This is a genomic window from Streptomyces sp. NBC_00525, from assembly GCF_036346595.1.
GTDB lineage: Bacteria > Actinomycetota > Actinomycetes > Streptomycetales > Streptomycetaceae > Streptomyces.
The window spans coordinates 2,097,046-2,118,531 of the sequence record NZ_CP107834.1; the positions used below are offsets into that span (position 1 = coordinate 2,097,046).

A 21,486-nucleotide genomic window follows, 5' to 3' on the forward strand; every position below is an offset into this window, starting at 1 on the left:
GGCCCACCGCATGAATGATTTCTTCTCGGCCTTCGCCGACGACCTGCCGCAACTGCGGTCGGGGCTGTGGGTGACCCTGGAGGCCACGGTCCTGGGCGCGCTGCTCGCGCTGTTCCTGTCGTTCGTCCTCGGACTGATGTCGCTCAGCCGGCTCATGCTGTCGCGCGGGGTCTCCCGTGTGGTCGTGGAGTTCTTCCGGGGCACCTCGCTGTACGTCCAGCTGTTCTGGCTGTACTACGCGATGCCGTCGCTGACCGGCTACGACCTGGACCCGCTGTTCTGCGGGGTGCTGGCGTTCGGCCTCAACTACGGGGCGTACGGCGCCGAAGTGGTGCGCGGCGCGGTCAACTCCGTACCGCGCGGGCAGTACGAGGCGGCGATCGCGCTGAACATGTCGCCGGCGCACCGGATGCGGAAGGTGATCCTGCCGCAGGCGTGGGTGCAGATGATCCCCTCGTTCACCAATCTGCTGATCCAGCTGCTGAAGTGCACGCCGCTGCTGTGGCTGATCTCGGCGGCGGATCTGATGACGGCCATCGAGAAGCTGCGCAGCCGTACGGGTGAGACGCTCACCGCGTATCTGACGCTGCTGGTCTGCTACTTCGTCCTGGCCTACGCGCTGACCCTGCTGATGAACCTGCTGGAGCGGTCCGCCAAGCGGCGGCTCGGCCTGGCCACCGGCGGCCGGAGCCTGCTGAAGTCCCGCAGCGCCGTGCCGGCCGCCCGGACCACCGGAGGTGCCGGGTGAACGGCGATTTCGACTGGGGCACGGTCCGCGAGGCGTTCCCGCAGCTCCTCGACGGTTTCTGGACGACCCTGCTGGCCACGGTGTTCGGCATCCTGGTCGCCGCGGTGCTCGGGCTGGCCATCGCGATCGCCGGACGGGCGCCGACCCGGCTGGTGACCGTGCCGGTGAAGGCGGTGATGGAGTTCATCCGCTCCACCCCGCTGCTGGTGCAGCTGGTGGGCGCGGCGACGCTGTTCACCTCGGTGGAGCCGCTGACCGTCGGCATCGTGGTGCTGGGCATCCACTACGCCACGTACACCTCGGAGGTGTACCGGGCGGGGATCGACGCCGTGCCGAAGGGGCAGTGGGAGGCGTGCCGGGCGCTGTCGCTGACGCCCCGGCGGACCTGGCAGGCGGTGATCCTGCCGCAGGCGGTCCGCAATGTGGTGCCGGCGCTGGGCAACTACGCGATCTCCATGTTCAAGGAGACGCCGTACCTCGCCGTGATCACCGTGCACGAAATGGTCTACCAGGCCCGCGACTACGGGACGGACAACTTCCGCTTCACGGAGGTGTTCACCCTCGCCGGGCTGATCTTCCTGGTGGCGAGCTACCCCACCTCGCTGTTGATGAGAAAGCTGGAGAAGCGCCTTGGCCACTGAACCCCTTCCCCTGCAGAAGAACGCGGCCGCGGCCCCCGAGGCGGCCGTGCCCGTCGCCGTGTCCAAGGACGACGGGCATCCGCTGGTCCGCTTCGACAAGGTCGTCAAGCGCTACGGCGACCACACGGTCCTGGACCGGCTCGACTTCACGGTCGAGCGCGGCGAGCATGTCACCCTGATCGGGCCCAGCGGCTCGGGCAAGACGACGATCCTGCGGCTGCTGATGACGCTGGAGCGGGTCAGCGACGGCGTGATCCGGATCAACGGCGAGCCGCTGACGCACATGCGGGCGCCGGACGGTTCGCTGAAGCCCGCGTCCGAGAAGCATCTGCGGGCGGCCCGCCGAAGGATCGGCATGGTCTTCCAGCAGTTCAACCTGTTCCCGAACATGAAGGTGCTGCAGAACATCACCGAGGCGCCCGTCAACGTGCTCGGCATGGACCGGGACCGGGCGGAGGCCAGGGCGCGGGAGCTGCTGGACCTGGTCGGGCTCTCCGGCAAGATCGACGCGCATCCCTCGCAGCTCTCCGGCGGCCAGCAGCAGCGGGTGGCCATCGCCCGCGCGCTCGCGATGGAGCCGGAGATCCTGCTCCTGGACGAGGTGACGTCGGCGCTGGACCCGGAGCTGGTGGCCGGGGTGCTGGAACTGCTGACGGACATCGCCCGGAACACCGACATCACGATGCTCTGTGTGACCCACGAGATGAGCTTCGCCCGAGACGTCTCGGAGAAGGTACTGATGTTCGATGCCGGGCGGGTCGTGGAGTCCGGTTCGCCGGAGAAAATATTCACCGACCCCTCGCACGAACGCACGCGCGAATTCCTCAACGCGGTGCTGTGACCTCGGCTTCCTCGGCGCAGTCATGACAGAGGCATATGCCGATCGGGTGCGTCCCTGCTGGCGGGGCCGGGACGCACCCGCGAGTCCGCCGCACGGCCCCCCGGACGGGCGCCCGGCGGCTATCGTGGGTGCGAAACCTCCGGCCGCGCGCCGGCCTCCGGTTCCCAATGGCAGGGGGATGCCGTGGCGTTGAAGCCAGAACCGACCGCCCCGTTCATCTCCGTGCAGTACGCCCTGCGCGTCCTCGAATCGGTCTCCAAGCACGGCGACGGGGTCACCGCCGCCCAGCTCTCGCGCGACACCGGCCTGCCCGCCGGCCACCTCTCGCCGCTGCTGCTGACGCTGCGCCGCGAGGGCTACGTCGAACAGGTCGCCGACGGGGCGTACGTGATCGGCTCCTCGCTGCTGCTGATCGGCTCGGGGGCGGCGCGCCGTCAGGCCCTGGAGACCCGGCTCCAGCAGACCCTCGCCCAGCTGCGCGACTCGGTCGGCGCGGCGGTCTACATCAGCCGCTATGTGGACGGCGAGGTGCGGGTCACGCAGTACGCCGACAGTCCGCTCACCCCCGCGGTCAACGAGTGGGTGGACTTCCGCTCGGCGGCGCACGCCTCGGCGATCGGCAAGTGCCTGCTGACCCAGCTGGACCAGAACGCCCGGCGCGACCATCTGGCGCGGCACCGGCCCGCCCGGCTGACCTCGCGGACGATCACCAATGAGAAGGTCCTCTTCTCCAAGCTGGACAGCCAGCCGGCCACGGTTCCGGTGCTCGACCTCCAGGAGTACGCGGTCGGCACGGTGTGCGCGGCGGTGCCGCTGACCGCCGGGGCGTCGGCGGGCTGCCTGGCTCTGTCGATGCCGGTGGAGGACGCGCACCGGCTGCGCGCGGCGGCGGACACGCTGAACCGGCGCGCGGCCCCGATGATGCTGTCGCTGGCCCTCTAGGAAGCGGGCGCGGGGCCCCGGGGGCCACCGTGTGAACAGCACCCCTCCGGACCAGGTATTATTTTCACGTCAGCAGGCGCCGCTAGCTCAGTTGGTTAGAGCAGCTGACTCTTAATCAGCGGGTCCGGGGTTCGAGTCCCTGGCGGCGCACAGACAACGCACGAGGCGGTTTCCGTATCCACGGAGACCGCCTCGTGCGTTTTGTGCTGCCCGCAGACATGTACGGGCGTTTTACACAGCCGTACTAGACAGCTGTTTTAAACAGCCGTATATTCCTGGGCATGACGAACCCCACGAGCACCACCGCCGCCCCCGGCGCACTCGCCGGACGTCGGGAGTGGACCGCGTTCCTGGTCCTCCTCCTCCCGCTCCTCCTCGTCTCGATGGACGTGTCCGTCCTCTTCTTCGCGATCCCGTCCATCGACCGCGACCTCGCCCCGAGCGCCACCCAGCAGCTGTGGATCTTCGATGTGTACGCGTTCGCCCTGGCCGGCCTCCTCATCACGATGGGCTCGCTGGGCGACCGCATCGGCCGCCGGAAGCTGCTGCTCATCGGGGCCCTGGCCTTCGGCGCGGCCTCGGTCTGCGCCGCCTACGCGAGCAGCCCGGAGATGCTCATCGCGGCCCGCGCGGTCCTGGGCATCGGCGGGGCGACGCTGATGCCGTCCACCATCGGCCTGGTGCGCAACATGTTCCGCGACGAGCGGCAGCGGGCGAAGGCGATCGGCATCTGGTCGGGCGCCATGGCCGGCGGGGTCGCGCTCGGCTCGGTGCTCAGCGGGGTGATGCTGGAGCACTTCTGGTGGGGTTCGGTCTTCCTGATCAACGTGCCTGCGATGCTTCTGCTGCTGGTCCTGGTCCCGCTGCTGGTCCCGGAGTTCAAGGACCCGAATCCGGGCCGCTTCGACTTCCTGAGCGTGCCGCTGTCCATGGGCACGGTCCTGCCGGTCGTCTACGGCGTCAAGGAGAGCGCCGCCCACGGCCTGAACGCCGAGCGCGCCCTGATCATCGCCGCCGGGCTCGCCGTCGGCTGGGTCTTCGTCCGCCGCCAGCGCACCCGCCCCGACGCGATGATCAGCCGCGGGCTGTTCCGCAACCGCGGCTTCGGACTCGGCATCGGGCTGAACGCGCTGGCCGCCTTCGCCATGATGGGCTCGGCCTTCTTCACCACCCAGTACCTGCAGTCGGTGCTCGGCATGGGCACGCTGGAGGCGGCGCTGTGGAGCCTGGCCCCGTCCCTCGCGGTGGGCGCGGCGGCGCCGACCGCGACCGCGCTGGCCCAGCGGACCGGGCGCGCCACCGTGGTCTGCGGCGGGTTCGTGACCGGGGCGGCCGGGTTCGCGGTCTTCACCCTGGCCGGGACCGACTCGCTGGCCCTGCTGCTGATCGGCTCCGCCGTGATGAGCAGCGGCATCGTCGCCGTGATGGCCCTGGTCTCGGACCTGGCGATGGCGGTCAGCCCGGCGGAGAAGGCCGGTTCGGCCGCCTCGCTCCTGGAGACCGGGCAGGAGTTCGGCGGTGCGCTCGGCATGGCCCTGCTGGGCGCCGTGTCCACCGCGGTCTACCGGGCGGACATGCCCGCCGCAGCCCCCGAGATCGCCCGCAAGACCCTGCCGGGCGCGCTGGCCACCGGCGACGGCTCGCTGATCACGCTCGGCCGGGAGGCCTTCGTGCACAGCATGCGGTACGCCTCGGTGACCGGTTCGCTGGTCCTGCTCACCGGTGCGGTGCTGGCGGCGACTTTGCTGCGCCGGGCGGCCCGGTCGGCGCCGGCCGCGCCGGAGACCGCCGCCGAGGCCCAGGCCCCCGCTCCGGTACCGGCGGTCTGACGGTGGCGCGGCCGTCGCCGGCGACGGCAGGAGCGACAGCGAAGCCCCGGAGTGTGCTGCCACACTCCGGGGCTCGCCGTGCTGCCCGCCGACAGCACGTCAGGATCGGGCGCGGGGCCCGTGCGTCAGAACTTCACGTCCGAGCAGGCGTAGAACGCGTTGCCCGTGTCCGCGACGTTCCAGACGCTCAGGATGATGTGCTTCCCGGTCTTCTGGGTGGGGATGGTGCCCTGCTGGGTCAGCGTCGACGGGGGCTGCTTGCCGCCGTACGGCACCGTCATGAAGGGCTGCGACTCCAGGTCGGCGCGGGTGAGCGGCTTGGTGGGGTCCCAGCCGTTCTTGGTGATGTAGTAGCGGAAGTCCGACGTGGCGTGGCGGGCGGTGAACTGCCAGCGGAAGCTGAAGCCCTGGCCCGCCGTCACCTTGGTCGCCGGCCAGTTGCCGCCGCGCGGGTCGTCGAGCTGGGCGAACGAACCGTTGCCGCCGGAACAGATCTTCCCGTCCGCCGGTCCGGCCGCCGGGAAGCCCTTGGGGCCCTCGACGCTCTGCGGCTCCCACTGGATGTTGCCGCAGCCGGTCACCGTGCCGTTGGCGCACAGCTTCTGGCGGCTGATCGGGTTGTCCGTGTAGCCGTGGCTGCTGGCGCTGCCGGTCGCGAACATCGAGACGCCCGCTACCGCGAGACCGACCAGGGCCGCGCTTGTCTTCATACGCATGTGATGACGCTCCTCGGATGTGGGGGGAGGTGGGGGTCCTCCATGGGGAGTGCGCGTACGTATGTCCTTTGGTCTGGACCAGTTCAGGCTAGGGACACGTCGTGGACATGTCCAGACCAATGAGCGCCGGACTCCGCTTGCCCCCGAAACCTCCCCGCCACCTCCTCAGACGCCGTCTCCGCCGGTCCGTCCCGTGTAGAACGCCACCGTCAGGTCCTTGACGAGCAGCTTGCGTTCGTAGTCGTCGAGCTCGACCAGGCCGCGCTCCGTCAGCCGGGTCACGGTGTCGTCCACCGCGTCGACGACCGAGGTCAGGACGCTGTCCCGGTGCTGCGCGTCGATGGCCGCGATCCGCCGCCGCTGCATGGCCGCCGCCACCTCCGGCGCGTACTCGATGCCGGTCGGCTGCGCCGAGTACACCTCGATGCCGACGGGTTCGCAGTCCGCCTTCAGCATCCGGGTCAGCGCGTCACCGACCGCCTCCGCGTTGCGCAGGGTGTGCGCGTCCTCGTGGAAGGCGTCGGCGGGCAGCTGGGACAGGACCCGCGCCATCGCGGCCTCGACCTGCTCGCGCAGATACGTCTCGTGGTCCTCGACCCCGAGCGCCGCCCGCACGGTGTCCTTGACCCGCCACACCACCTGGACGACGACCCGCAGCGCGGTGCCGTTCGCGTCCACGGCGGGCAGCGGCTCACTGCGCCAGTGCCGCAGCCGCACGTCCACCCGGCGGCGCAGCAACAGCGGGCTGATCCACATCAGCCCGGTCCGCCGCACGGTGCCCCGGTACTGCCCGAAGAGCGTGAGCACCCAGGCGTGGCCGACCCGGCCCCGGCTCAGGCCGCCGAGCGCGAACAGCACCGCGGCGCCCAGGAACACCAGCGCCGCCCAGGCGCCCGTGCCGAGCCCGTCGTACGGTCGCGGGCCGAGTCCGAACCGGGCCAGGACGGCGGCCGGCACCACCCCGGTCCACCACAGCACGGCGGCCGACGCCGCGATCCCGCCGGACCCGGTGAGCAGCGCGGCCCAGCCGGGCAGCGCCGGTCCGGGCCGCTCCCGCAGCCGGGGGTCGGCGTCGGGCGCGGGTCGCGTCGGCGGCCGCACCTGACCGCTCCTGGGCACGGGGGGCCGCCGCACGACGGAGGGCGCGGCGGCCTGCCGGTCCTCCCGGAAGAGGAGGTGCACGGGGATGGAGGCGGTGCGCTCGCCGCCGATGACGGCCTGGTGGCGCCCGCTGTCCCGGAGCGGATCGGGCCGGGGCGCGGCGTCGGCCCCGGACGCGGCCCCGGACAGCACGAGAACGGGTTCGGCGACGGGGGCCACCTCGCTTACGGCCTCGGCCTCGGCCTCTCCCACGACCCCGGCCGCGCTCACCGTCTCGCTGACGGCCTCGGCCTCGGTCCGGTTCTCGGTCGCGGCCCCGGTCACGACCTCGTTCGCGGCCTCCGCCCCGGCAGCGGCGGCGGGCCGCTCGTCCTCGGCAGGCCGTTCGTCCCCGGTGGCCGGCTCGCGCTCGCCGCTCTCCGCAGAGCGTGCCTCCTCCTTCGGCGCCGGAACCGACGCCGAGGGGACCGACGCCGAAGGGACCGACACCGACGCCGACGTGGCGCCCAGCGGGGTGGCCTCGACCGGCGTGAGGTCGAGGACCAGGTCGACGGCGTCGTCGGGCTCCCGGCTCGCGGGCGGGGTCGCCTCCGGCACCTCGACCACCACCTCGCCGCCGGCCTCCGGGACGGACACGGAGACCGGTGCGAACAGCGGGGGCGCCTCGCGCGAGGGCCCGCCGCCGTCCCGGCCGGGCACCCTGCCCTTCACCGGCAGCCCGTCGGCCACCGGCGCCGCGTCCGGTCCGGCGGCGCCCGCCGCCCACGCGTCCGTGACGCTGCCCGCGCCGCCCGGTCCGACCCACTCCCGTACCGGGACCGTCCCGTACCGCTCCTCCCCGTACTCCGTCTGCTGGCCGTCCTCCGGGTTTCCGGAGCTGTCCGACACCGTGGTTCGCATTACCGCCTCCGTCATGTGCGTCGTGTCACGCGAAGAGTCGCCGCCAGGTCTCCGGGCCCGGATAGCCGTCCGCCTCCCGGCCCCGCCATCCCTGGGCCTTCTGGAACGCCTCGACATTGCGCCGGTCCGCCTCGGTCCACCGGGGGTCGGGGCCCGAGCGGTAGTGCGCGCCGTATCCCTTCTTCACCAACTGTTTTCCGAGGTTCTCGACATGGCCGCTGACCTGACCCGGCCGGAAATAGCCCCGTCCGGGGAAGGCCGGGACCGCCTTCGAACCGCTCTGCCCGCCCGCGGCGGGGATGTCGCGGCCGGTTCCGGTCACCAGCCGCTGCCAGGTGTCGGGGCCGGGGATGCCGTCGGCCTCGGCGCCCTTCCAGCCCTGGGCCCGCTGGAACGCCCGGGTGGCGTTGCGGTCGGCGGCGGTCCACAGGGGGCCCGGACCGACCTTGTAGAAGCGCCGGCCGCCCCGGCCGACGAGCATGGTGCCGAGCCGGGTGACCTGGGTGTTGTTCGTGCCGGGACCGAACTTCGTCGCACCGGGGAACGGCGCGGTGGTGGCCTCGCTGCCGGAGTTCCCGGTGGCCAGGCCCTTGTACCGGTAGGCGACGTAGCTCGCCGAGTTGGTCCAGTACGCCATGGGCGTCGTCTGCTTGCGGGTGCTCGGCTTGGTCTGCTCGTACGCCGTGTAATGGGTGTGCGTGTGGTCGGTCCAGCCGCCGAAGATCGTGACGTGCGAGCCCTGGGCCGGGTCGGCGAGGTTGTGGAAGAGCAGGATGTCGCCGGGTTGCAGGTCCTCGCGGGCGATGCGGGTGCCGTACGCGGCGAGGCTGCCGGTCCACTCGTTGCCCGGCAGGTTCCAGGCCATCGAGACATAGCCGGAGCAGTCCTGCCGGTAGCCGTCCGTCCAGTACGTCGACATGCTGTACGGGACCTTCGCGGCGACCCACTTCTTGGCCCGGTTGATGATCTCGGTCCGGGTGGTCGCCGGCAGTACGGGCGCCGCCGGGGACGACAGGCTCGTCCCGGTCTCCGCCGCCCCCGCGTCAGCCGCCCCGGAGGCCCCGGTCCCCGGCGCGTCGGCCCCCGGCGCCTCCGCGCCCGGCGAACCGGTTCCTCGCAGCGGGCCCGGCATGCCCTGCGGGCTGTCCGGGAACGGGGAGAGCCCGGCCGGCACCCCCGTACCGGGCACCGGGGCCGGGTCGGCCGGGGCGCCGAAGGACTCGGCGATCCCACCGCCGAGCACCACCCCGGCCGCGGTGACCAGGACCATCGCGCGCCGCGCGCCGTGTGCGGCGGGATTTCCTCCGTATCGCGTGGGCAGTCCCCCGGCGGCGGTCCGCCGCTGGGCGGCGCACCCCGGGCAGGGACAGTCGGTGGCGGGTACGTACTCCTCGAAGGCCGGCACGGTCATGCGATCCCCTCCGCAGTCGTCAAGATCCTCGGGCCATCTGCTCGGGCGTCAGTGTGGCAACAGTCACGACATACCGCAGTTTGACGGATAGAAGGGAAAAAACGACCATCCGACAGGCCGGGAGACGACACAGCGGTCGGGAGCACCGCTCGGGATCGGGTAGAGTTCTCGACGTCAGCAGGCGCCGCTAGCTCAGTTGGTTAGAGCAGCTGACTCTTAATCAGCGGGTCCGGGGTTCGAGTCCCTGGCGGCGCACAGACAGTCAAGGCCCCCTCGCTCCGCGCGAGGGGGCCTTGATGTTTTTCGGGCCGTCCGCACGCTCGACGCCTGCGGAGGGTGACCGGTTATCGGCGTACCGTCAGAATGCGGGTGGGCCGGCGGGGCTCGTCCCCCTACAGTGGGGCGTGCGGCGGACCCGGGTGTTCCGGAGTCCGCCCGGTGGGTCTCCCGCGTCCGTGCCGGGCCACTCCCGCGGCCCGCGCACCGCGGTCGAGGACCGGCCCGGCCGCCACCCGGTGACGGGCGGCGGCCGGGCCGGGTACCGAACGGGTCAGGCGGCCCCCGCCAGGGCCTTCGCGCTCGCGGCCTCGCCCGTCGGCGCCGTACCGGCGGGTTTCTCCGCGGTGAGGTAGGCCGAGACGACCACGTTCGCGGTGTACGAGCGGGACTCCTGGTCGTACGTGCCGCCGCAGGTGATCAGCCGCAGCTCCGCCCGGCCGTCCTTGCGGGGCCCGTACGCCTTCTGCGCGTCGAACCGTGTCCGGGTGAGGACCTGCACGTCGTCGATGGTGAACTCGGCGACCGTGCCGTCGGTGCGGGTGACGTCCACCTTCGCGCCGGGGCGGGCGGCGCTGAGTCCGTAGAAGACGGCCGGTTTGGTCTCGGTGTCGACATGGCCGACGAACAGGGCGGGACCGGCCGCGCCGGGCTCGGTGCCGGCCCCGTACCAGCCGACCGTCTGGGGCGTGTCGAAGGACGGCGGCTCGATGGCGCCGTCCGCGTCCAGGCCGCGCGGGACGACGGGGGCCCGGACGCCGATCGACGGAATCTCGACGCTCTTCGGCGCGACGCCCCCGATCGGCTCGTGCGCCGGGGGCAGCGGTACGCCGAGCGGGCGCCCCACGGCGGCGACGTCGCCGGTCGTCGGGGCGGAGCCGATGCCCGAGCCGTCGGTGATGCCGCGCCCCCACAGCCACAGGCCCAGCAGGATGACCGCCCAGGCCACTCCGGTCAGCAGTCTGCCGCGCCCCGCCGAGCCCTCCGAGCCCTCCGGTGCCGTCATGTCAGTCGGCCGCCGGACGTCGGCGGCGCACCCCGCGGAAGGCGACGGCGGCGGCCGCGACGGCGGCCAGGCCGAAGCCGATGACCTCCTGGGTGGTGCCGGGGCCGTCCTGTTCGGCGGTGTCGCTCGCGAGCACGGCGGTGCCGCCGCCGCCCGCGTGGACCGGGGCGACGGGCATGGGCCGGGAGCGGTGGACGACGGTGAGGGTGGCCGTCACCGTGGTGTGCTTGTCGTCCTTGCAGACCGCCCGCACGTCGTAGTCGCCCGGCTCCGCGTCGGCGCGGACCCTGGCCTCGGCGTAGAGCGTGCGGTCGCCGCCGGACGAGAACCGTGCCTCGGAGACGAAGGCGTCGGAGCTCCCCTTGGCCTCCTTGGCCTTGCAGCCGGCCAGCTCCAGCTCGACCTCACCGCCCGGCGCGAGGGACGACGGGGTGACCGACAGGGTGACGCGGGACCGTGAGTCCTCGTGGCCGGAGCCGGATTCGGCCAGTGCCGCCGGGACGGGCACCACGGTCGCCGCGGCCACTGCGACGGCACAGAACGTAAGGGGTATGGAACGCATCGTGAACCTCCTGATGGCAGGTTCACGCGCGCCCGGCCCTTCCGCATCCGCAGCGCGGAGGCGTTGGGCCGGTGGAGTGGGCGTACGGGGGAGGCGGGCGCGTTACGGCCCGCTCCCCCGGTCCGGGGCCCGGTGTCAGCTCGGGTCGACGAGCTCGACCAGGTCCGCGATGGAGTCGACCACCGTGGACGGGCGGAACGGGTACTTGTCGATGTCGGCGACCGTGGTGAGCCCGGTGAGCACCAGGAAGGTCTGCATGCCGGCCTCCAGGCCCGCCAGCACATCGGTGTCCATCCGGTCGCCGATCATGGCGCTGGACTCGGAGTGCGCGCCGATCGCGTTGAGGCCGGTGCGCATCATCAGCGGGTTCGGCTTGCCCGCGAAGTACGGCGCCTTGCCCGTCGCCTTGGTGATCAGGGCGGCGACGGAGCCGGTGGCGGGCAGCGGGCCCTCGGCGGACGGGCCGGTCTCGTCCGGGTTGGTGCAGATGAACCGGGCGCCGGCGTTGATCAGCCGGATCGCCTTGGTGAGCGCCTCGAAGGAGTACGTACGCGTCTCGCCGAGCACCACGTAGTCGGGGTCGTGGTCGGTGAGGACGTAGCCGATGTCGTGCAGCGCGGTGGTGAGCCCGGCCTCGCCGATCACGTACGCCGTGCCGCCGGGGCGCTGGTCGTCCAGGAACTGGGCGGTGGCGAGCGCGGAGGTCCAGATGTTGTCCACGGGCACGTCCAGGCCCATGCGCTGGAGGCGGGCGTGCAGGTCGCGCGCGGTGTAGATCGAGTTGTTCGTCAGGACCAGGAAGGGCAGCCCCGAATCACGCAGCCGCTTGATGAAGGCATCGGCGCCGGGGATCGGGGTGCCCTCGTGGATGAGGACGCCGTCCATGTCGGTGAGCCAGGACGAGATCGGCTTGCGCTCTGCCATTGTGGGACTCCAGTTGCCGTACGCCAGGTGCGGGGACGCCGGCGGCACCGCGTTGTGCAGCGCCGACGCCCCAGAGTTTAGGCGGAGTGTCCGGTCCGGAGGTAACGGCCGACCGTCTGGTGATCAGCGGTGCGCGCGGCGGGTGCGGCGGGTCGTGAGCACCATCGCGCCGCCGCCGATCAGGAAGCCGGAGACGGTGAGGGCGGGCAGGGTCACGGGGACGGAGATGCCGGTCCTGGCGAGTTCCGGGAGCCCGGCCGGGTCGGTGCCGGGCGGAAGGGGGCGGCGGGCAGCGCCGGGCGGCGTCGTGTCGGTCCTGCCGGGGTCCGCGTACCCCTCGTCGCCCTTGCCCCTCACCGTGCCGCTCCCCTCTTCCCGCGTTCCGTCGATGCCCACGTCGTCCCTGTCCGTCGCGTCCGTACCGCCGCCCTCGACCACGGTGAACGGGTAGTCGCCGGACTCGCCGACCCACTCCCCGTCGCCGCCCCCCGCCCCGTCCCCGGCGCCCCGGCGCTGGACGACCGCGGCGTTCGCGGTGATCCGGCCGGGGGCGGCGTCCGAGGTGAAGGCGAGCCGGACCTGCACGGTGACGGTGCGCCCGGCGGGCACGGTGAAGCCGGGGAAGGCGTCGTCGCCGTCGCCGCCGAAGACCCCGATGTGCTCGTCCCGGTCCGTCGTCTCCCAGGTCACGCGGTGCTCGACGCCGGGCCGGGCGCGCTCGGAGAACCGGAGCCGGATCTGGTCCGCGGTCAGGGTCCGGTCCTCGTCGGTGAGGACGAGGACCGGGTGGACGGCCCGGCAGGGCTCCGCCGTGGTGTTCGTCAGGTCCAGGAACCAGGTGCCGTAGCCGCCGCCGGAGGCGTAGGTGTCGGGGCCGCCGTGGATACGGGTGTCGATGGGGAAGTCGTCCGACGCCGGGTCCCCGCAGCCGGTCCGGCCGGGCGCGGGCGCCGCCGGGGTGGCCGCCTTGGTGACGGGGCCGCGCTGCGGTGCGGCGGACGCGGTCGCCCCGCCGAGGACGACGGGCATGACGCTGGCGGCGGCGAGACCGAGCGCGAGGCCGTGCCGTGTCCGGCCGCTCCCGGGCGGTTCGGGGGCCTCGGCGGGCTCAACGGGTTCGGGCGGCATGGCGGACCGGCCTCCACTTCGTACGACGACGGTCGGCCGGCGCGGACCGGCGGATCAGGACCGGGGTCCCGCCCCTGATCCGCCGGCCACGCCTCGGCCCCGGACCCGAAGTGCACCGGCCCGGAAGGCGAGCCGCGGCCCCGCCCGCCGGTCGGACGAGCGGCGCGCCACGGAACACGCCTGCCCGGCGACCCTGCCACGCGCACCCGGCCCCGCGCGGCAGACGTGCCGGTGCCCACCGGAACGACAGCCGACGACCGCCCGATCGGCGGCGGGCGGCCCCCGTCTCCCGGTCAGCCGTCTCCCGGTCTGCCCGCCTCCACCGCTCCCGCCCGGCCGAACAGCGGGGCCAGGACCAGTTGGGCCGCGCCCTCGACGATCGGGCGGTCGCCCGCCCCGTGGGCCGTGACCGGGACCGGGGCGTCGTGCGCCCCGCCGCGCCGGGCGCGCTCCGCGAGCACCGCGCCCACCCCGCGTACGAACACGTCCGGGGACGCGGCGACCGTGCGGCCGCCCAGCACCACCCGGTCGATGTCGAGGAGCCCGACCAGGTTGGCGGCGCCGGTGCCGAGGACCCGGGCCGCCTCGGGCAGGTCGCCCCGGCGGACGGCGGCCAGGCAGAGCGCCTCCAGACAGCCGCGGCCCCCGCAGTCGCACCGCTCCCCGTCCAGCCGTACGGTCTGGTGGCCGAACTCGCCAGCCCCGGTCCTGACCCCCCGGTGCACCGTCCCGCCGAGGACGAGCCCGGCGCCCAGGCCGGTGCCGAGGTGGAGGTAGGCGAAGTCGGCCGGGCCCGCCGCGCCCAGGGCGAGACCGAGGGCGGCGGCGTTGGTGTCCTTGTCCAGGACGACGGGCAGTCCGGTGCGGGCGGCGAGCGCGTCGCGCAGCGGGAAGCCGTCCCACTGCGGGAAGCCGGTGACCCGGTGCAGCACCCCGGCCCGGTGGTCCAGGGGCCCCGGCGCCGCGACGCCCACCCCGAGGACGGGCAGCGCCCCGTCCCCCCGTACGGCGGCGACCGCCCCGGCGGCGGCCGCCAGCACCTCGTCCGCCGGGGCCCCGAAGTCCAGCGCGGCCGTACGGCTGTCGGCGACGGCGCCCGCGAGATCCACCAGGACCGCGGTCAGCCCGTCCCGGTCCAGATGCAGCCCCACCGCGTGCCCGGCCTCCGGGACCAGGCGCAGCACGGTCCGGGGCTTGCCGCCGGTGGAGGCGCGGTGGCCCGCCTCGGCGGCCAGGCCGTCCGCGCGCAGCCGGGCGGTGATCTTGCTGACGGCCTGCGGGGTGAGCCCGGTGCGCTCGGCGAGTTCGAGCCGGCTGATGCCGCGCTCGCCGGCCGCCCGCAGCAGGTCCAGGACGAGGGCCGCGTTGTGGCTGCGCAGGGTGGGGAGGTTGGCGCCGCTGTTGCTCCTGTTCACGCCTCCATTGTGGCCTGCGCTTGCACTTCAGCAACAGCGTTGCCAAAGTGGGGGCATGACCGCCCACACCACTCACGGGACCTCCCGCACCGCTTCCGGGGCCTCCGGCCCCGCGCTGCGCGTCGGGCTCGTCGGCTACGGCCTGGCGGGGTCCGTCTTCCACGCCCCGCTGATCACGGCGACCGCCGGCCTCGCGCTGGACACGATCGTCACCCGTGACGAGGAGCGCCGGGCGCGGGCCGACGCCGCGCATCCGGGCGTACGGTTCGCGGACTCGCCCGACGAGCTGTGGCGGCGGGCGGACGAGCTGGACCTGATCGTGATCGCCTCGCCGAACCGGACGCACGTACCGCTGGCGCGGGCGGCACTGGAGGCGGGGCTGCCGGTGGTCGTGGACAAGCCGGTGGCGGGCACGGCGGCCGCGGCGCGGGAGCTGGCGGCGCTGGCCGGGGCGCGCGGGCTGCTGCTCTCGGTGTTCCAGAACCGCCGCTGGGACGGCGACTTCCGCACCTTGCGCGCGCTGGTCGCGGACGGCGCCCTGGGCGAGGTGCGGCGCTTCGAGTCCCGGTTCGAGCGGTGGCGCCCGCGGCTGAAGGGCGGCTGGCGCGAGTCGGGCGACCCGGACGAGATCGGCGGGCTGCTGTACGACCTGGGCAGCCATGTCGTCGACCAGGCGCTGACCCTGTTCGGCCCGGTGGACCGGGTGTACGCGGAGTCGGACGTGCGGCGGCCGGGCGCGGCGGCCGACGACGACACGTTCCTGGCGCTCACGCACACCTCGGGCGTCCGCTCGCACCTCTACGTCAGCTCCACGACGGCGCAGCTCGGCCCGCGTTTCCGGGTGCTCGGGTCGAAGGCGGGCTTCGTGAAGCACGGGCTCGACCCCCAGGAGGCGGCGCTGCGCGAGGGCGCCCTGCCGGTGCCGGGCGCGCCGTGGGGCGAGGAGCCGGAGGAGCTGTGGGGCCGGCTGGGCGCGGGCGAGTCCCCGGTCACGGGCGGCGGCACCCCGGTCCGTACGCTGCCGGGCGACTATCCGGCGTACTACGCGGCGATCGGCGACGCGCTGCGCGGCCGGGGCGACAACCCGGTGACCGCCCTCCAGGCGGCTGCGGCGCTGGACGTCCTGGAGGCGGCGCGCCGCTCGGCCCGCGAGGGGATCACCGTCACCCTGCCGCCGACCGGCTGAGATCGACGGAGGGGCGCGGTCCGGGTACCTGACCGGCGCCGCACCCCTCCGATGTATCAGGCCGCCGTCAGGCGTCCTTCAGCTCCTGCCGCTGCCGGCCGAGCCCCTCGATCTCCAGCTCCACGACGTCACCGGCCCGCAGATACGGCTTGGGTTCGGGCTGCCCCATGGCGACACCGGCCGGGGTGCCGGTGTTGATGACGTCGCCCGGGTGGAGCGTCATGAAGCGGCTGATGTAGCGGACGACCTCGCCGACGGGGAAGATCTGGTCGGCGGTCGTGCCGTTCTGCCTCAGCTCGCCGTTGACCCGGAGCCGCAGCGGGAGGGCCTGCGGGTCGGGCACCTCGTCGGCGGTGACCAGCCAGGGCCCGAGCGGGTTGAACGTCTCGCAGTTCTTGCCCTTGTCCCAGGTGCCGCCGTGCTCGATCTGGAACGCGCGCTCGGACACGTCGTGCGCGACCGCGTACCCGGCGACGTGGGCGAGCCCTTCCTCGGCGCTCTCCAGGTAGCGGGCGGTGCGGCCGATGACGACGGCCAGCTCGACCTCCCAGTCGGTCTTCACGCTGCCGCGCGGCACGAGCACGGTGTCCTCGGGCCCGACGACGGTGTCCGGGGCCTTGAGGAAGAGGATCGGCTCGTCCGGGACCGGTGCCCCGGTCTCCGCCGCGTGGTCGTGGTAGTTCAGCCCGACGCACACGATCTTGCCGATGCGGGCGAGCGGCGGGCCCACCCGCAGCCCCTCGGCGTCCAGCTCCGGCAGCCCGCCGGGGGCCGCCGCGGCGGCGCGTACGCGCGCCAGCGCCTCGCCGTCCGCGAGCAGCGCGCCGTCGATGTCGGGCACGACGCCCGACAGGTCACGCAGGGTTCCGTCCTCCGCCAGCAGCGCCGGTCGTTCCGCGCCGGCCGTACCCACACGAAGCAGCTTCACGAGTCTTCTCTCCTCGGTCGGGATCGGGCCCGTCGGATGGGTAGCGGCCACCGCAGGCTTGTCCGATCCTCCAAGACGTCCGATCACCCCGCAAGACCCTGTTCACACCCTGGACCGGCCGGGCCGGCCCCGCCGTCAGGCGGCGGGGGCGACGGCGGTGCCGGGGGCGGTCAGGTCGCGGTACAGGTAGGCCCGCTCGATCGCGGTCCAGGTGGTGCTGGTGACGACGTACAGCGCGGCGGCCAGCGGCACGAACCCGACGGTGAACAGGGTGAAGAAGGACATCATCGGCATCAGCCTGGTCATCGCGCCCATGCCCGGCATCGGCTGCCCGTCCGGGCCGGTCGCCGGGGCGGCCGGGTTCGCGGCCATCTGGCGCTTGGTCCGCCCGTAGTTGAACGTGGCGACGACGGCGACGATCGCGAAGAGGCCCAGGTAGACGAGGCCCTGTGCGCCGAAGACCCCGCCGTGCGCGAGGGCGTCGTGCCAGCGCTCGCCGAGCGGGGCGTCGAACAGCTGGTGGTCCAGGAGCGCGTTGGCCTCGTCGCCGATCCGCCGGCTGGAGAAGAGGTGGTAGAGCAGGAAGAACGCGGGCATCTGGAGCAGGCTCGGCAGGCAGCCGGAGAACGGCGAGACCTTCTCCTCGCGGTGCAGCTCCATGAGCGCCTTCTGCATCCGCTCGGGGTTCTTGGCGTGCTTCTTGCGCAGTGCGGCGATCTGCGGCTGGAGGCGGCGCTGCGCCTTCTGGCCGCGTGCGGCGGCGCGGGAGAGCGGGTGCACGGCGAGCCGGACCAGCGCGGTGAACAGGACGATTGCGGCGGCGGTGGCGGCGCCCTGGAAGAGCGGGTGGAGGAGGTCGGCGAGGGCGCCGACCAGAGCGGCGAATGCGGACATGAACGCGGACATGGCTGTGGTGTCTCCGGGAGGCTCGTCGTGCCGGGAAGCGGAAGGGAACTGCTTCGGCGTGACGGTCCGCGAGATGCCCGCGCCCGTACGGGGTCGGGAGGAGCGGGAGCGGGGTGCCCTACGCGGCCGTCGGGACGGCGTGGCCCGGTGCTCGGGGACGGCGGCGGCCCTGCGCGTCGGGGTCCCGCTGGGGAAGGAACGCGGTGCGTTTCTCCCGGTCGCGCATGGCCGTACGGACGCGGGTGCGGGGCACCGGGGCGGCGCAGCGGGCGCTGATGACGGCGCAGGCGGCGAGCGCGGTGCCGGCGGCCGCGGTGGCGGCGAGCGCGACGGCGGCGGAGAGGGTGCCGCCCTCGGCGAGCAGCACCTCGGTGAGCAGCAGGAGCAGCAACCCGGCGGGTCGCAGGAGGCGGGAGAGTCCGTCGCGTACGCGGTTCACGGCGTAGCTGCCCATGGGCGGTTCCCCCCTCTCCGGATGGCTGCGGCCGGTCCATCCGTTATACACGACGAACCCATGCCGTCAACGTGCATTGACAACCGGCTCGTCGCGGGCCAGCACCTCCCCGTCCGGCCGCGCGTCGTGCTCGCGCGGCCCCGCGTACGTCACCGCCAGCGCGACCGCGAGGTTGGCGGCGAGGGCGACGATGCCCGCGTTCACGCCCCACACGGGGTCGTTGTCCGTGAACACGAACCCGCACACCGCGCCCACCCCGACGACGAGCCCGCTCAGCGCCCCGAGCAGCGTCAGCCGGCGCCACACGAGCCCCAGCAGCACCATGGGCAGCAGTTGCGCCATGCCCTCGTACGAGATGAGCGAGAGGCGGACGAGGGTGTTGGGGGCGGTGTACGTGAGCAGCAGCGCGAGCGCCCCGGCGACCACGACGACCAGTTGCGCGGCCCCCTTCTGCCGGCGCTCCCAGCGGGGCACGAGTGAGAGCACGCTGCGGCCCCACATCGTGCCGATGACCAGCATGAACACGGCCATGGGCACGATCGAGGAGAGTGCGGCGGCGACCCCGATGACGCCCACCGACCAGGCGGGCAGCGAGTCCGTGACCAGCTCGAACAGAGCGAGGTTGGACTCGGCGCCGACGAGCCCCGGCACCACGAACAGCGCGGCCATGCCGAGGAGCATCGGGACGAAGAGGAGGACGTTGTAGGCGGGCAGCCACATGGCGTTGCGGCGCAGCACGTCGGCGTTCCGCGCGCCGAGGTAGCCGGCGACGGTGGTCGGGAAGATCACGACGGTGAGGGAGTTGAGGAACGAGGTGGTGATGAACCACGCCTGCCCGAGGCCGCTGTCGCCGTGGCCGGGGAGGGTCAGCCAGTCGCTCTTCTCGGTGACGAGCCGGTCGAGGAAGGGCCCGTACCCGCCGAAGTAGTGCGCGGGCACGTACACGGCGAGGAATCCGAGCGTGACGATCACCAGCAGGTCCTTCAGCACGGACACCCAGGCGCTGCCGCGCAGCCCGCTGACGACGACGAACCCGGTGGTGACGGCGAAGGCGATGAAGTAGGCCCAGTTCAGGCTGATGGCGCCGTAGGAGATCGTCGAGACGACGACGCCCATGCCGGTGATCTGGAGCTGGATGCAGGGGAGCAGGAACACGGTCGCCAGGACGGCGACGAGCGCGCCGAGCCAGGGCCGCCCGAAGCGGTGCGCCACCATGTCGGTGATCCCGACGAGTCCGTGCTCGCGCGCGTACGCCCACAGCAGGGGCCCGACGACGTAGCCGAGCGCGTAACCGCAGGACATGTACGCGACGACGTAGAGGACGGGCGCGCCGTAGTTGTAGCCCCAGCCGGCGGCGCCGAGGTAGCTGAAGCTGGTGTAGCCCTCGCCGGCCATCAGCACCCAGATGAAGACGGTGCCCAGGCTGCGTCCGCCCACCGACCACTCGGCGAGCCCGCCGCCGCCCTCACCGCCCTCTCCGTCCTGGCCGCTCTTGCCGCCGCGCCGGCCGCGTACGGCGAGCAGGCCGAGGGCGACGGTGGCGACCATGAAGACCCCGAAGACGGAGGTCGCGACGGTGGCGTTCACCGGCGGTCACCCCGCCGGGCCAGCCAGACGGCGACGGGGGTCAGCAGGGTCGCCCCGAGCAGCCAGAGGAAGAGGAACGGCAGCCCGAGAACGACCGGTTCGACCCGGTTCACGAACGGCAGCGCCCCGAGGTAGAGGACATAGGGGACCAGCAACCACAACAACCGCGGACGTCGTCTGAGCACGTCGGAGTACCTTACGGGCTCGGCCCCGCGCGGACCGGAGCCCCGGCGGGGCCCGGCGGGTCGGGCGATCCGAGCGGCGTGTCGGCCGGCGGATCGGACGGCTCTCCCCACCTGTGGACAAGCCCCCCGTTCCGGGCCCGTACAGCAGTACGGTGTGGTCCATGCGCCCCGACACTCCTTCCGACCACATCACCGAAGCCGAGCGTCTGCTCCGCACCGCGGCGCAGTACCCCGAGGACCACGAACCACTCCTCCTCCAGGCGGCGGCCCACCTGGAACTCGCCGGCGAACGCGCCCGCGCCGCGACGCTCTACGACGAACTCCTCAACTCCCCCGGCACCGAGCACCCGCAGCTGGTGAAGGCGCTGAGCGCGTCGAACCTCTGGGAGTACGGCCACGAGGCGGAGGCCCGCGCGCTCATCGACGGCGTGCGCGTGGCGGCCCCGCAGGAGGCGGCGCCCTGGGAGATCGCGGCCGAGACGCTGGAGGCCCACGACGAGCTGGAGGCGGCCCACGACCTCTTCTCCACGGCCCTGCGGCTGCTGATCGCCCCGGGCGAGGAGGTGCCGTACGCCACCCAGTCGCTGCTCACCGGCCGCCACCGGGTGCGCAGGCTGCTGGGCGCCGCGCACGACGCCTGGGACGAGCTGGCCGACACGCTGCACACGGCGGCGGTCCCGCTGGACGAGCTGCACGACCCGAAACGCCTGTGGTCGCTCGGCTCCTCGGACCCGGGCGAGCTGCGCGCCGAGATCACCCGGCTCCGCGCCGAACTGGGCACGTACCGCACGGCGTTGTCGCGCCCGTTCCCGGTGGCGGTGCTGCACTGGCCGGCGGACGAACTGCGCGAACTGCTCACCGCCTACCCGGGCCTGGGCAGCGAGTACGCCTCGCACCCGGACCATCTGGCGCGCCTGGAGACCGCGCTGCGCGACCTCCAGGCGGCGGGCACCCCGAACCTGGGCATCGTCACCGGCACGGTCCCCTCCTACGAGGCCTTCGCCGCCTCGGAGGCCGCGTCCCCGGCGGACCCGGACCTGCTCCCCCAGTACGCCACCACCCTGGCCGCCCGGGGCCGCGCGGTCCCGTGGCCGCCGCCGAAGAGCGGGGCGTGCTGGTGCGGCTCGGGCGAGTCGTACCGGGAGTGCCACGGCGGGCGGGTGGGCTGACGGACATGCCCGCGCTCCAGCGCCTGCGCGCCGACCACGCCCCCGCCGTCCTCGCGTTCGAGGAGGCCAACCGTGCCTTCTTCGCCGCCTCCGTCCCGGACCGCGGCGACGCCTACTTCACCGACTTCCCGGCCCGCCACGCCGCCCTGCTCGCCGAACAGGAGACGGGCGTCTGCCACTTCCACGTCCTGGTGGCGGAGGACACCGGCGAGGTACTGGGCCGCTTCAACCTGCTGGACGTCTCCGACGGCGCGGCCGAACTCGGCTTCCGCCTCGCGGAGAAGGCCACCGGCAGGGGCCTGGCGACCGCCACGGTCCACCACCTCTTCGGCCTGTGCCGCACGACGTACGCCCTCACCACACTCCGCGCCCGCGCAAGCCTGGCCAACGCGGCCTCCCGCACGGTCCTGCGCCACACGGGCTTCGTGGCCACGGGCGAAGAGGTCCTGCTGAACGGCGAACGCGGCCTGGAATTCGTACGAGAACTGGGAGCGGGCCACCGCGAGGCGTGAACGGGGGCGCGGCGGCCACCGGAATTCCCGGCTGTCCCATCTTTGCAATACCATCACATCCCATCTAGTCATCAGGGCCGCGCCTCCCCACCCAGGTCCCAGCTCTGTGTGCGCGCGAG

Annotated in this window: 21 protein-coding genes and 2 tRNA genes; 10 read left to right on the plus strand and 13 right to left on the minus strand. The window is 73.3% G+C overall.

From position 1 onward, the window contains the following. Positions 1-10 precede the first annotated feature (10 nt). The 6 genes from ehuC to OG710_RS09275 all read left to right on the plus strand — a co-directional run bounded on the left by ehuC (position 11) and on the right by OG710_RS09275 (position 5,001). Positions 11-748, plus strand: a complete 738-nt coding sequence (gene ehuC / locus OG710_RS09250) for an ectoine/hydroxyectoine ABC transporter permease subunit EhuC (protein ID WP_111331284.1) — start codon at positions 11-13, stop codon at positions 746-748. Continuing rightward, positions 745-1,389 carry an ectoine/hydroxyectoine ABC transporter permease subunit EhuD gene (gene ehuD, locus OG710_RS09255; RefSeq protein ID WP_330238885.1) on the plus strand — a complete coding sequence of 215 codons (645 nt, stop codon included), beginning with the start codon at positions 745-747 and terminating at the stop codon, positions 1,387-1,389. The genes ehuC and ehuD overlap by 4 nt, the downstream gene beginning before the upstream one ends. Next, positions 1,379-2,230, plus strand: coding sequence for an ectoine/hydroxyectoine ABC transporter ATP-binding protein EhuA (gene ehuA / locus OG710_RS09260; RefSeq protein WP_330238886.1), 852 nt, complete (start codon positions 1,379-1,381; stop codon positions 2,228-2,230). The genes ehuD and ehuA overlap by 11 nt, the downstream gene beginning before the upstream one ends. 183 nt (positions 2,231-2,413) lie before the next feature. Beyond that, entirely contained in the window at positions 2,414-3,172 is a 759-nt protein-coding gene (locus OG710_RS09265) for an IclR family transcriptional regulator (protein WP_330238887.1), read from the plus strand. A 76-nt stretch (positions 3,173-3,248) separates the two neighbouring features. Next, positions 3,249-3,322, plus strand: a tRNA-Lys gene (locus OG710_RS09270). 131 nt (positions 3,323-3,453) lie between these two features. Further along, positions 3,454-5,001: an MFS transporter gene (locus OG710_RS09275; protein WP_330238888.1), complete on the plus strand. Its 1,548-nt coding sequence runs from the start codon at positions 3,454-3,456 to the stop codon at positions 4,999-5,001. 125 nt (positions 5,002-5,126) lie between these two features. Here the strand turns inward: OG710_RS09275 and OG710_RS09280 are convergent, their stop codons facing one another. The 3 genes from OG710_RS09280 to OG710_RS09290 form a co-directional block, all read right to left on the minus strand. Next, a complete protein-coding gene (locus OG710_RS09280; RefSeq protein ID WP_330238889.1) occupies positions 5,127-5,717 on the minus strand; it encodes a lytic polysaccharide monooxygenase auxiliary activity family 9 protein in 591 nt (196 codons plus the stop codon). 165 nt (positions 5,718-5,882) lie between these two features. After that, positions 5,883-7,718 carry an SPFH domain-containing protein gene (locus OG710_RS09285; RefSeq protein ID WP_330238890.1) on the minus strand — a complete coding sequence of 612 codons (1,836 nt, stop codon included), beginning with the start codon at positions 7,716-7,718 and terminating at the stop codon, positions 5,883-5,885. Between the two features lie 25 nt (positions 7,719-7,743). After that, positions 7,744-9,129 (minus strand): peptidoglycan-binding protein, encoded by a 1,386-nt coding sequence (locus tag OG710_RS09290; protein ID WP_330238891.1) that lies wholly within the window; start codon positions 9,127-9,129, stop codon positions 7,744-7,746. A 181-nt stretch (positions 9,130-9,310) separates the two neighbouring features. Here OG710_RS09290 and OG710_RS09295 point away from each other — a divergent pair. Further along, a tRNA-Lys gene (locus OG710_RS09295) sits at positions 9,311-9,384 on the plus strand. 295 nt (positions 9,385-9,679) lie between these two features. Here OG710_RS09295 and OG710_RS09300 read toward each other — a convergent pair. The 5 genes from OG710_RS09300 to OG710_RS09320 form a co-directional block, all read right to left on the minus strand. Then, positions 9,680-10,411: a class F sortase gene (locus tag OG710_RS09300; RefSeq protein ID WP_330238892.1), complete on the minus strand. Its 732-nt coding sequence runs from the start codon at positions 10,409-10,411 to the stop codon at positions 9,680-9,682. Position 10,412: 1 nt separating this feature from the next. Further along, positions 10,413-10,973, minus strand: a complete 561-nt coding sequence (locus OG710_RS09305; RefSeq protein WP_330238893.1) for a hypothetical protein — start codon at positions 10,971-10,973, stop codon at positions 10,413-10,415. Between the two features lie 135 nt (positions 10,974-11,108). After that, positions 11,109-11,897, minus strand: a complete 789-nt coding sequence (locus OG710_RS09310; RefSeq protein ID WP_111331264.1) for an HAD-IIA family hydrolase — start codon at positions 11,895-11,897, stop codon at positions 11,109-11,111. Positions 11,898-12,020: 123 nt separating this feature from the next. Continuing rightward, positions 12,021-13,025: a hypothetical protein gene (locus OG710_RS09315; protein WP_330238894.1), complete on the minus strand. Its 1,005-nt coding sequence runs from the start codon at positions 13,023-13,025 to the stop codon at positions 12,021-12,023. Between the two features lie 293 nt (positions 13,026-13,318). Then, a complete protein-coding gene (locus OG710_RS09320) occupies positions 13,319-14,440 on the minus strand; it encodes an ROK family transcriptional regulator (RefSeq protein WP_330238895.1) in 1,122 nt (373 codons plus the stop codon). 55 nt (positions 14,441-14,495) lie between these two features. Between OG710_RS09320 and OG710_RS09325 the strand changes: the two genes are divergently transcribed. Further along, positions 14,496-15,626 (plus strand): Gfo/Idh/MocA family protein, encoded by a 1,131-nt coding sequence (locus tag OG710_RS09325; protein ID WP_330238896.1) that lies wholly within the window; start codon positions 14,496-14,498, stop codon positions 15,624-15,626. 67 nt (positions 15,627-15,693) lie between these two features. On the opposite strand, the gene OG710_RS09330 is transcribed toward OG710_RS09325, so the two are convergent. From OG710_RS09330 to OG710_RS09350, 5 genes are all read right to left on the minus strand, one after another. Further along, on the minus strand, positions 15,694-16,554 hold the full coding sequence (locus tag OG710_RS09330; protein ID WP_330238897.1) for a fumarylacetoacetate hydrolase family protein: 861 nt from the start codon (positions 16,552-16,554) through the stop codon (positions 15,694-15,696). Between the two features lie 135 nt (positions 16,555-16,689). Continuing rightward, positions 16,690-17,460: a YidC/Oxa1 family membrane protein insertase gene (locus OG710_RS09335; protein WP_330238898.1), complete on the minus strand. Its 771-nt coding sequence runs from the start codon at positions 17,458-17,460 to the stop codon at positions 16,690-16,692. Positions 17,461-17,578: 118 nt separating this feature from the next. Continuing rightward, complete coding sequence (locus tag OG710_RS09340; RefSeq protein WP_330238899.1) at positions 17,579-17,914, minus strand: DUF6412 domain-containing protein; 336 nt, start codon at positions 17,912-17,914, stop codon at positions 17,579-17,581. A gap of 66 nt (positions 17,915-17,980) precedes the next feature. Next, positions 17,981-19,501, minus strand: a complete 1,521-nt coding sequence (locus OG710_RS09345) for a sodium:solute symporter family protein (RefSeq protein WP_330238900.1) — start codon at positions 19,499-19,501, stop codon at positions 17,981-17,983. Next, positions 19,498-19,656: a DUF3311 domain-containing protein gene (locus OG710_RS09350; protein WP_111331254.1), complete on the minus strand. Its 159-nt coding sequence runs from the start codon at positions 19,654-19,656 to the stop codon at positions 19,498-19,500. The genes OG710_RS09345 and OG710_RS09350 overlap by 4 nt, the downstream gene beginning before the upstream one ends. Before the next feature lie 191 nt (positions 19,657-19,847). Here OG710_RS09350 and OG710_RS09355 point away from each other — a divergent pair, with 191 nt between their 5' ends. Together OG710_RS09355 and OG710_RS09360 are read left to right on the plus strand one after the other, a co-directional pair. After that, on the plus strand, positions 19,848-20,855 hold the full coding sequence (locus OG710_RS09355) for an SEC-C domain-containing protein (RefSeq protein ID WP_330238901.1): 1,008 nt from the start codon (positions 19,848-19,850) through the stop codon (positions 20,853-20,855). Positions 20,856-20,860: 5 nt separating this feature from the next. Beyond that, complete coding sequence (locus tag OG710_RS09360) at positions 20,861-21,367, plus strand: GNAT family N-acetyltransferase (RefSeq protein WP_330238902.1); 507 nt, start codon at positions 20,861-20,863, stop codon at positions 21,365-21,367. Positions 21,368-21,486: the final 119 nt, after the last annotated feature.